We start from the raw sequence: 10,407 nt of genomic DNA on the forward strand, positions 1-10,407 counted from the left end.
AGCGAGATCACGTAGTTGCCGTGGTTCTGGAAGTTGGCGGGCAGCGCCCAGTTCGGCGTCGTGACCGCGCTGTTCTCGGACAGGAACAGGAAGCGGTCTTCCGTCACCTCGACATCGAGCGGCGCGCCGCGTTCCTTCCAGTCGGGGAACAGTTCGGTGATCGCGCGCGGGTCCATCACCGCGCCCGACAGGATGTGCGCGCCGATCTCGGAACCCTTCTCGAGCACGCACACGCCGATCTCGGTGCCTTTCTCGGCGGCCAGCTGCTTGAGCCGGATCGCGGCCGACAGCCCGGCGGGGCCGCCGCCGACGATCACGACGTCGTATTCCATCGATTCGCGTTCTTGGGTCAGGATTTCGGCGTCAACTGCCATAAATCGACAACTCCGTTAATGAGTAAGGTTTCCAGAAGGGCAACTCGCTGCAAGAGGTGTGCGTGCGACCATACCCTCTGGGCAGACTTTTTCTCTTTAATGCAATGCCTTGACCAGCTCAGGTACTACCTCGAACAAATCGCCAACCAGACCATAATCGGCGACGCTGAAAATAGGTGCATCAGCATCCTTGTTGATCGCAACAATAACGTGGGAGTCTTTCATGCCCGCGAGATGTTGAATCGCCCCGGAGATGCCGACTGCAATGTACAGGCGAGGTGCAACAATTTTCCCCGTTTGCCCGACCTGATAGATATTTGAGGCATAGCCAGCGTCGACCGCTGCGCGTGATGCACCGACTGCTGCGTTCAGCGTGTCGGCGAGCGGCGTAAGCACGGACTCAAAGTTTTCCTTGGCAGCGAGTCCGCGGCCTCCGGCCACAACTACGGTGGCGGTTGTGAGTTCTGGCCGCTCAAGCTTGGCCATTTCCCGCGAGACGAACTGAATGCGCTCAGCCGCAGCAGCGGGAGAAATCGGCTCGACTGCAGCGTTCCCGCCGTCGTCCGATGCTGCATCGAACGCCGTAGATCGAACCGTGATCACCTTGATTGGATCAAACGACTGCACTGTTGCGATCGCATTGCCAGCATAGATGGGGCGCTGGAACGTGTCAGCCGAATCGACGGCAGTAATGTCGCTAATTTGCGCAACATCGAGCTTTGCTGCGATGCGCGGCAAAACGTTCTTTCCGTAGGCGGTTGCGGGCGCAAGGACATGAGTGTAATTCGTCGCGATGTTGAGTACCGTCGCCTCTACGTTTTCGGCCAAGCCATCCGCTAAGTGCGGTGCGTCCGCCAGAAGCACTTTGCTGATGCCCGCGATCTTTGCGGCTGCGTTTGCTGCGGCATGTGCGTTGTGACCTGCCACCAACAAATGGATGTCACCACCAATCTTTTGCGCTGCCCCAATCGTATTCAGGGTCGCCGCCTTGATTGAGGCGCTGTCGTGTTCCGCAATTACCAGAATCGTCATTTCATCAATCTCCGCATTCTCTCAAAGCACTTTGGCTTCAGTCTTGAGCTTTGCCACCAGTGTGGCGACGTCCGGGACTTTTTCACCAGCTGCGCGCTTCGCCGGCTCAGAGACTCGGAGTGTTTTAAGGCGAGGCTTGACGTCCACACGCAATTCGTCCGGCGTCGTTACTGCGAGAGGTTTTTTCTTCGCTTTCATGATATTCGGCAGCGTGACGTAGCGTGGCTCATTCAAGCGAAGATCCGTCGTCACGACGGCCGGAAGCGTTAGGGCGAGTGTTTCGGCACCTCCATCGACCTCGCGAGAGACAGTTGCTTTTCCATCGGCGATGACGATTTTTGAGGCGAATGTTGCCTGCGGCATGCTGGCAAGCGCCGCGAGCATCTGACCAGTCTGATTGGAGTCGTCATCAATCGCTTGTTTGCCAACAATGACGAGACCAGGCTTCTCTTCTTCAACAAGGGAATGCAGGAGCTTCGCGACGGCGAGCGGTTGAAGTTCGTGCTGAGTTTCCACGAGAATGGCGCGATCGGCTCCCATGGCTAATGCGGTTCGTAGTGTCTCTTGACCTTGGGCGACGCCGCACGAGACGACGATAACTTCGCTTGCCGCCCCAGATTCCTGCAGGCGTACCGCCTCTTCAACTGCAATTTCATCAAAGGGATTCATCGACATCTTGGCTGTTGCAATGTCAACCCCTGTATTGTCAGACTTGACTCTAACCGAGACGTTATAGTCGACCACGCGTTTAACTGCCACCAGTACCTTCATCTTGACCTCCGATGCATCGATGATTTGGGGGGGACCCGATGTCCACGTTTCGTTATCAGCGGTGGGCAGTTGTTCGCCCACGATACGGCTGGTCCTGGCTCTCCCGGCGTCCGGTTGCCGAGTACCCCTCGGTTGCCTGAAGGCCTCGGAAGCCCGAAACCCTTGTGCCACGCTGGACGTGGGTTCGTTGACGGCGCTTGAAAAACTGCTGATAATAAAAAACTGACCGCCTAGTATATATCGCGGAAATTGCGATACGCAAGGACAGCGTTCGGGCTCGCCGATTTGGTCGAGAGCTGTTGTTCGGCTGCTCGAGCCGTGGACCCGTTGTCTTGCGAGAGTCGCGAGAGTTTTGATCGTTGGTGGGACCTGAATTTTTTTGACATCGCGGCAGGATGGTGCATACTGACCGAGAGGTCAAATTATTATATCTATGGGTCGTATTTTTGTGCGTGAACGTCCCGTGCGCGATAGTCGTGCTGGTGCCCGAGCGGGCGCGTAGGGGATATCCCTAGTGTGTAAAGGCGAAACTGAGGCGGGAGCCTGCTGGCCGACGAAAGTGTGATTGGTCGGCCTATTCGGATGGAGAGACAAATGCATATTGTAGTAACACTAAAGCAGGTCCATGACCCCAGCACTCCGGCAGAGCGTCTGGTACTTGGGCCTGACGGGAAGTCACTTGCGAATCCGGCTGGCGTAAGCGACGTGGCCAACGGTTACGACGTCAACGCCGTTGAAGAAGCGCTCAAGATTCGTGAGGCGATCGGCGGCTCAGTCACAGTACTGGGTGTCGGGAGCGAGGCGCTTAAGGCTCATCTCCGCCGTGCAATCGCGATGGGCGCGGACAAAGCGATTCATGTTGAAGGGACGGGCGGCATCGACTCTGATCCTGCCGTGGTTGCGACGTTACTCTGGGCGGCAATTCGGACGCTTCAACCGGTGGACCTCGTTTTGTGCGGCCGGCAATCATCTGACACCGATAATGGGCAGGTTCTGTTTCGTCTCGCGGAGCAGCTCGGCCTGAGCGCAGTGTCGCCTGTCAAGCGACTGGTTGAAGTAACGGCAGCGGGAGTTCATGTTGAGCGGTTGACCGATGACGGCGTCCAGCACGTTCGATCGGCTTTGCCGACTTTGCTGGGTATTTCGAATGAGGCCAACAAACCCCGCTCGCCATCGCTAAAAGGGGTCATGAGCTCGAAGAAAGCGGAGATTCCAACACTTAAGCCCGCTGATCTTGGCGTTGAATTGCCTGCGCCGAGCATGGTGCTGCGTCGAATCTATTTTCCAGAGGTCGGCGCAGTGCACGCGGAAATTGTTTCAGCGGGGGATGGCGCGGCAGCGGGTAGGGCTCTCGCAGATCGATTGCACGAAGAAGGAGTGATCTGATGGCTGGCGTTCTGTTTTTTGGTTCCGCTGCGAATGGGGTACTGCTCGCGGGCACGCAAGAGGTTGTCGCGGCGGCGCGACAACTCTCACAGGTTCTCGATACATCGGTGGCGGGGGCAATTGTTGGCAGCGGAATTGAGAAGGTTGCGACTCAACTAAGCGAGATGGCTGGTTCGGACATCTATTGTGTGGATGACGTACGACTGACGCCTTATCTTAGCGATGCGTACGTCGCCTCGGCTAAAGCTATCATCGATGCGGTGTCGCCGGACTTTGTTCTGTTCCAGCAGTCCTCCGAAACCAACGAGTGGGTTCCTAGATTGGCCGCGCGACTGGATGCTGCTCTCGTTACATCGTGCACTGCCATTGCAGTTGACAAGGGCGAAATCGTGGCGACGAAGTCGGTAAGCGGTGGAGCTGCAAGGGCGGAGTACCTATTTAACCGGCCGTTGCGTATGGCGATACTTGCTCCAGGTGGCAATGAGCCGATTGAGCAGTCCGGTGTTGCGGGCGCCATTCACAGGATCGACGCGCCGGAAATCAATACTCTGGCTGAGGTTCTAGAGGAGATTGCTGACCCCATTGGGGTCGGTCCGCAACTGAAGACTGCGCGGGTTGTTGTTTCGGGCGGCCTTGGCATTGGCAGCAAGGAAAACTGGAAGTTGATTGATGACGCGGCAGCTGCATTGGGTGCTGGAGTAGGTGGCAGCCGAGCTGTAGTGGAACTTGGCTGGATTCCACCTTCCAAGCAAGTTGGTTTCAGCGGCGTAAAAATTCGCCCGGATGTCTACTTCGCCGTCGGAATTTCTGGCGCAGTGCATCACCTGGCTGGCATTTCAGGGGTCAAGACCGTTGTCGCGATCAATAACGATCCGGATGCGAATATCTACCGAGTGGCCCGTTTCGGTGTCGTCGGGGATGTGAAGGACGTTTTGCCTGCGTTCGTGGAACGAGTAAAAGAACTGCGTTCGGAAAATTTGTAAGTGTGACTATGGAAACGACATCTAAGCGCGTGATTGTTATTGGTGGCGGCACAGCGGGTTGCGCGGCGGCTCTTGAAGCCGCAAGCGCAGGGATGCAGGTGACGCTCTTCGATGAGCATCCTCAAGAAGTATCGGCTATGAGCCTCGATGCGCCGTATTTCTACGGTGCGCGGCTTCCGTCAGTTCTGGCCGATCAGGGGCTAATTGCAGAGCGGGTTTTGGGTTCCAACGAACCTCTGATGCTGTGTCTCGAGGGCGGAGTCGACGTCATCACCGGGACCGCAGTTTGGGGAAGCTTTCGGCCGAGCAGAAACAATACTTATCAGAAGGTAAATCAGATTGGCGTTGCGGATGCCGAGCGCAGTTCGTTGCTCGATTACGATTATCTGATTGTTGCGCCGGGAACTCGTGACCTCATCCTGTCATTCCCGGGCTGGAACTTGCCGGGCGTTCTCGGCGCCAATGGAGCAAGCGCTCTGCTGTCGCGTTACGAAGCACTTGGCGGCGGGAAGATTGTGATTCTCGGCAGTGGCAACCTTGGCCTGCGAACAGCGCAGTTGGCGCTCTCGAAGGGGGTATCCGTCGCGGCTATTGTTGAGGTCATGCCTGACGTACAAGGCGACCCCCAATTGGCTGAGAACCTCAAGAACGCAGGCGTCGCGTTTCATCTCTCGACGGCCGTCCGCCGCGCAATCGGTGAAACCGAGGTCAATGGAGTTGAACTCGTTCGTGTAGACGAAATGCGTCAACCCATCGATGGAAGCGCGATCGAGATTCCGTGCGACACCATTTGTATGGCATTTGGTGCGATTCCGAACATCGAATTCGCCTCGGTCACCGGCTGTAAGACCGAATTTCGACGCGAGCTCGGAGGGTGGGTGCCTGTTGTAAGTGCCAACATGCAAACGAGTGTTCCGAACGTGTTCGTAGTGGGCGACGGCGCAGGATTGACGGAAACTATGTTGCTTGATCAGGCCGAGGCAGAAGCACAGGGGCGGCGAGCAGCACGCTACATCGCGGCGAACGTGGGTAGTGGCGACGCATTGCCGGTCGATGCAGAGCGGCGCATCGAGTGTCAGGGAACGGCTGCCAACTATCCGCCGACCGAGTGGCTGGACGCATTTGTGCGTGTCCAGGGGCTGGATGTTATGGTGTGTCAATGCGAGGAAGTATCACGTCAGGAATTGCTGAATGTGAGTCCTCCGGGTTACCTCAAAGCACAAAATCGGGTGCCGTGTGGTGGTCTCGAAGGCCTTTCGGAGATCGGTCAGTCTAGCCAAGATCTGGTGAAGCGGCTGACCCGCGTCGGGATGGGACATTGCCAAGGAAAGCGCTGCCGCGATCAGTCTTCCATGCTGCTTGCGAACGCGGCCGGAAAGGCCCTTGAAGAAATCACCCCAGGGTCTTATCGCTGTCCGTTACGCCCCATTCCTCTGCAAATCATCGCTGACTATGACGAGACTGAAGAGATGCGCGCCGGTTGGCTGTACTGGCCTGCTCCGCCGTCCGATCACCAATGATATGAACCGAGTCTGGTTGGTCGATGCAGCAACGATCGAGGCGAATGAATATGCAGAGGAGTCTCATGGAAACCGCTGATGTAGCTGTTGTAGGTGCTGGAGTTGTAGGGCTTTCGACTGCATACTGGCTCGCGAAAGCCGGAGCGAAAGTCGTTGTATTGGACAAGGGTAAAGCTGCTTGGGAGGCGTCGGGCCGTGCCAGTGGGTATTTGAGCCTTCGCGGCGAAACGCCCATCGAAGCGCGAGTTGCCGCGGAAGCGGAGCGGATTTGGAATACCTTGGATGACGAACTCGGGTACGTGACTGAGTGGTGCCCGAACGGTCGTCTGTGGGCTGCATTTCCGTATGAATGGGAAGATATGCAGGCCACATATGCTGCATTCTCTAAGACTGACTTTCCTTTCCGCCTGGTTGATGGAAAGGAAGCGCGGGAACTGCTACCCTATTTGAGCGAATCGGTCGTTGGCGGGATCCATACGACTCATGGTGGGCATGCCAATCCGCAACGCACGGCTCAGGCGTTTGCTTGGGCAGGACGTGATCGCGGTGTGACGATTCTGGAGAATTCGCCTGTATTGTCGATCATGACGTCGGGCGGTGCAATTTCGGGGATCAAAACGCCGAGCGGAGAAATCTCAACCCCGCGTATCGTCAACTGCGCTGGCCCGCAGGCAGGTTTGATTGCGGAGATGGTCGGCGGATATGTACCTGTCGCTGCAGCCAGACTTGAAGCGATGGTCTCGGCACCGTTGCCCCCTATGTTCACTTTCGCAATGATTGGGAACGGCGTATCGGTTCGCCAGACTCATCGTGGAAACCTGCATTTCAACGGTGGACCACACGAGTGGATCGATGTTGATCTGACATCGGAGCCCGAGAAGCCGACGACGCCGATCCTCCGCAATGCGGCTAGAAGAGTAGCGGAGCTGCTACCCTCGGCAGCAAATGTCCCGCTGCTGCGCTGCTGGGGTGGTGTGATCGACCTCACGCCCGACCATTCCATCGTCCTTGATAAGGTGGACGGACCGGAAGGTATGTTCGTGGCAGTAACATCTGGTCATGGCTTTGGTCTGTCGCCTGCTATCGGAAAGGCAATGGCGGAGCTGACGTTGACAGGAGAGAGCAGCATTCCAATCAAGGAACTTGGTTTGTCGCGATTCGCAGGATTGCCGAAGGATTGGCGTAAGCAATATAAATGGGACGCGGGGAACTACAATACCTGATAGCAATGTGCATGGCGGCCAAGCATCGAGTCTTGGCCGTTTTCGTTTTGCGCCCGGTAGGTTTAGCCGACAGATGTTGCAACTATCCAGGGTGCAAAGCTCGCATCAATGCCGTCCTGCTTTGGCAGGTGCACGTTCCTTGCAACCCATGTGCATCGGTTGGAAGTGTCGAGTTGGTGGGGCGTTCGAGCACGCCCCTAACAACGACGGTCCGGTCTGTATAATCGGCGACGGAGTGAGGGGTTGCCTCCGCTACGCAGACCGGTCAACCTCGCTTGATCGTGGGCTGGTAGCCGAAGCTCGCCACCTTCCGATTTCATCCAACCGTCTTCCGCGCAGAGATCCACCCGCCTATGTTAAGAGATGCAGCTCGAGTCCGCAGGCCACCGGAAGAGATCGCTACGCGTTCTTCAGAGCAGCACGCGGTACCGTGGCACTCGGCGATGTTCTCACCCATAAGCGGTTTGTCAGGAACCGCGAGCATCGTTGCGCGGCTGCGAATTGCAATTGATTTGGGTTTCTTGGAAGACGGGGAGCTATTGCCGAAGGAAGCCGCACTGGCGGGCCAGTTGCGAGTTAGTGCTTTTTCGTTGCGTGAGGCTTTGGCGGAATTGCGGGCCGAGGGATTAGTTGAGACGCGTCCAGGCCGAGGTGGGGGTACGGTGGTGCGTCGACGCTCGACCGCCGTGCATCAGAATGCCCTCCGCTTACTCTGCAACATGTCCTCAGTTTCGCTGAGAGACCTTGCAGATTGGCGCGGTATGTTGCTTTCAGAGTGTGCAGGATTGGCGGCGCGTCGATCGTCGAGCGCAAATCGCCGCCGCCTACTCGACTATGCCAGGAGCATTAACAGCGGCCAAACGCTGAGCGATGCAAGCAGGGCGCACGCTAGATTTGACGTCGAGCTTGCGTCTGCCGCGCAGTCGGTCCGCTTGAGCGCGGCACTCCTGGAAATTTATGAGAAGTACACTTGGCTGTTCGGACTTGCTCACGAAGATGGCGCATATAGAGCCGAGGCCCAGCGGACGCTGCAGCGGATAACGGAAGCACTTGAAGCGCGCGACGAACAGGAGGCGACTTCGCTAGCGAGAGCTCACGCGTCCCAAACGTTTGACTATCTTGTTCGTCTTCGCCTGCAGGCTATTGCGGAGCAAGCGGTTTAGAAAATGGCCACGAAAATCTCTGATTTGAAAGACACGTTCGTTGGCATAGCCGGCCAAATCGGCTCGGTGCTCGACGAAACATTTGTCCAGTTGGAGGCACTCGCCGAAGGTTATCGCGAGGATCTTATGCCGTTGCTAGATGCGTCTGGAGCGATCGGGACAACGGATCTTCAGCATGGTAAGCAGCGAATGGTCCGTGCGCTTGGTAGCTCACACCCGATCGTCTCCAGCATGGGAGTCGTCATTGACGTCGGCGTGATCGAGGGTCTACCCCATTGGGTCGAATGTATCGAACGCGACGTGGAGGGAGCGATCTATACGACGAAAAACGGGGTTGTTCCTTGGCGCGGCGCGTTTTACGACTATCTCAATGCGGACTGGGTGAGCCTGCCTCGAGAGGGGCGTCGTCGAGTTGCTGTAGGGCCATATGTAGATCTTGATCGTTATCTGTTGACGCTGGCTTGTCCAATCCGGATAAACGACCGATTTATCGGCGTGGTGGCGGGCGACTTCCTTCTCGATGACTTCGAGAGGATGCTTGCGCCGCTTTTGAGTAAAGCAGTCGTCGACTGCGGCGTATTCAACGATGAGCATCGCGTGTTGGTATCAAACAGCGCTACGTTTCCAGTCGGCGAGCTCGTATCCACGACGAGGTTGAAGCGGAAGCGGTTCCCGTGTGGCGACGTGGGTTGGTATGTCGGAACTGCATAGAGCAACGATTGACGATCGTTGAATTCGGAAAAAGTATACCTAATGCCGCTTAGTTAAAGACCTGAACGGCATATATGTTTTTAGGATTGGAGTTGTAAAGCGTCGAACCTCCAACGCCATATAGACACTACCGTATCGATATAGGCGCCGCGTGCACGCGACTGAGTCGCGACGACACGCTACGTTTCACAACTATCCAAGAAGACCATTACAGCATCGCGTGATCGAAGAACGCGCTTGTTTGCCCGGTAGTCCTCACAGTCCCTGGTGGCCAATGTATGAACTCGGCCCCTGACGGCTTCGATACGTCGAAGCCCAATCCAACGATGCTGCGAAGGAAGCCGCGTCTCCTCGACGACGTATACCGCGTTGGCGAATGTTCTCAACGCATTCCGCTTCGTCCAGACACAGCCAGATCAGTGCCGTAAAGTCGGTACAGATCTCATTGACGAGCGAGCCGTAAGTTCCCTCAATCACCCAGAGGTCAGCTTTCGCGGCATCTCGCAGCAGCTGTGCGGCCTCGTTGCGCTCGTGAGCTGCGTTGGCGTGATCCGTGTCGCCGCGATACGGCCCGGCGTAGCCGGCACGCGTCAGCCTGCAGCACGCCGGCGCAGCGAGCGAGATGCCGCTGCGGATGCTCTCCGCGGCGATCAGGCGTGTAGGCGAACCAGACCGCCGGCGCTTCGTCGGAGCCACTCGGCCGATCAATGCGCACGTGGACCCACAGACGTCCTGTCTTCGTGCGGCCGTTGACGAATCACGCGGAAGCGCGCCCGTACGTATTCGAGTTGCTCAGCGATGTCTTCGCCCAGCGGCTTGAGCCGCCCACCGCAATCAGGGCAGTCAGCGGCACCGGGCAAGTGGATTCGCTCTTCACGCTCTAGGTGATCGGGCAACGGCTTGCGGCTCGCACCGTCGCGACGCGGCTGTTTCGTGAGTGGCCGCAACATCGGCGGCGCCTTCGTCGACCTGCAGGCCCTCAAGCCGCAGTTCAAGCTGCTCGATCTGGCAATCCAACTTTTCCGATTTCCGGCCGAACTGCATGCGGCGCGTTTTTCGATTGTGAGCTTCAGGTGCTCGATCTCAAGCACCCGCGTTGAGAGCCACTGTCGCAGATTTTTTCCTGTTGACCTTGAATACTGAAGAGTATAGTTTACATACCGAATGGTCTGTGTCTAACGCGATAGCGCTGACGCAAGCAATACATGGTTCCAGAGAACGTAGACGCGGATCGCCGAATCTGG

At 57.1% G+C, this 10,407-nt stretch carries 10 protein-coding genes and 1 pseudogene; 6 read left to right on the forward strand and 5 right to left on the reverse strand.

The window, feature by feature from the left end; translation table 11 throughout:
* From NQV17_RS37325 to NQV17_RS37335, 3 genes are all read right to left on the reverse strand, one after another.
* A partial coding sequence (locus NQV17_RS37325; RefSeq protein ID WP_257776088.1) for an NAD(P)/FAD-dependent oxidoreductase occupies positions 1 to 374 on the reverse strand: 374 nt, incomplete at its 3' end.
* Positions 375 to 470: 96 nt separating this feature from the next.
* Positions 471 to 1,406 (reverse strand): electron transfer flavoprotein subunit alpha/FixB family protein, encoded by a 936-nt coding sequence (locus NQV17_RS37330; RefSeq protein ID WP_257776089.1) that lies wholly within the window; start codon positions 1,404 to 1,406, stop codon positions 471 to 473.
* A gap of 21 nt (positions 1,407 to 1,427) precedes the next feature.
* Positions 1,428 to 2,177, reverse strand: coding sequence for an electron transfer flavoprotein subunit beta/FixA family protein (locus tag NQV17_RS37335; protein WP_257776095.1), 750 nt, complete (start codon positions 2,175 to 2,177; stop codon positions 1,428 to 1,430).
* A 594-nt stretch (positions 2,178 to 2,771) separates the two neighbouring features.
* On the opposite strand from NQV17_RS37335, the gene NQV17_RS37340 reads away from it, so the two are divergent.
* The 6 genes from NQV17_RS37340 to NQV17_RS37365 all read left to right on the forward strand — a co-directional run bounded on the left by NQV17_RS37340 (position 2,772) and on the right by NQV17_RS37365 (position 9,163).
* Positions 2,772 to 3,563: an electron transfer flavoprotein subunit beta/FixA family protein gene (locus tag NQV17_RS37340; protein WP_257776090.1), complete on the forward strand. Its 792-nt coding sequence runs from the start codon at positions 2,772 to 2,774 to the stop codon at positions 3,561 to 3,563.
* Positions 3,563 to 4,546 (forward strand): electron transfer flavoprotein subunit alpha/FixB family protein, encoded by a 984-nt coding sequence (locus tag NQV17_RS37345; RefSeq protein WP_257776091.1) that lies wholly within the window; start codon positions 3,563 to 3,565, stop codon positions 4,544 to 4,546. Before NQV17_RS37340 ends, NQV17_RS37345 begins: the two co-directional genes overlap by 1 nt.
* 8 nt (positions 4,547 to 4,554) lie before the next feature.
* Positions 4,555 to 6,066: an FAD-dependent oxidoreductase gene (locus NQV17_RS37350; RefSeq protein ID WP_257776092.1), complete on the forward strand. Its 1,512-nt coding sequence runs from the start codon at positions 4,555 to 4,557 to the stop codon at positions 6,064 to 6,066.
* A 65-nt stretch (positions 6,067 to 6,131) separates the two neighbouring features.
* Positions 6,132 to 7,289 carry an FAD-binding oxidoreductase gene (locus NQV17_RS37355; protein ID WP_124665573.1) on the forward strand — a complete coding sequence of 386 codons (1,158 nt, stop codon included), beginning with the start codon at positions 6,132 to 6,134 and terminating at the stop codon, positions 7,287 to 7,289.
* Positions 7,290 to 7,732: 443 nt separating this feature from the next.
* Positions 7,733 to 8,452 (forward strand): FadR/GntR family transcriptional regulator, encoded by a 720-nt coding sequence (locus NQV17_RS37360; RefSeq protein WP_257776093.1) that lies wholly within the window; start codon positions 7,733 to 7,735, stop codon positions 8,450 to 8,452.
* Between the two features lie 3 nt (positions 8,453 to 8,455).
* On the forward strand, positions 8,456 to 9,163 hold the full coding sequence (locus NQV17_RS37365; protein ID WP_257776094.1) for a cache domain-containing protein: 708 nt from the start codon (positions 8,456 to 8,458) through the stop codon (positions 9,161 to 9,163).
* Between the two features lie 255 nt (positions 9,164 to 9,418).
* Here the strand turns inward: NQV17_RS37365 and NQV17_RS38270 are convergent, their stop codons facing one another.
* Together NQV17_RS38270 and NQV17_RS37370 are read right to left on the reverse strand one after the other, a co-directional pair.
* A complete protein-coding gene (locus tag NQV17_RS38270; protein WP_374692808.1) occupies positions 9,419 to 9,859 on the reverse strand; it encodes a hypothetical protein in 441 nt (146 codons plus the stop codon).
* Positions 9,750 to 10,278, reverse strand: a pseudogene (locus NQV17_RS37370) (transposase); the annotation flags it as partial. The gene NQV17_RS38270 and the pseudogene NQV17_RS37370, both read right to left, overlap by 110 nt.
* Positions 10,279 to 10,407 lie beyond the last annotated feature (129 nt).

The organism is Burkholderia sp. SCN-KJ (assembly GCF_024656005.1).
Lineage (GTDB): Bacteria > Pseudomonadota > Gammaproteobacteria > Burkholderiales > Burkholderiaceae > Burkholderia.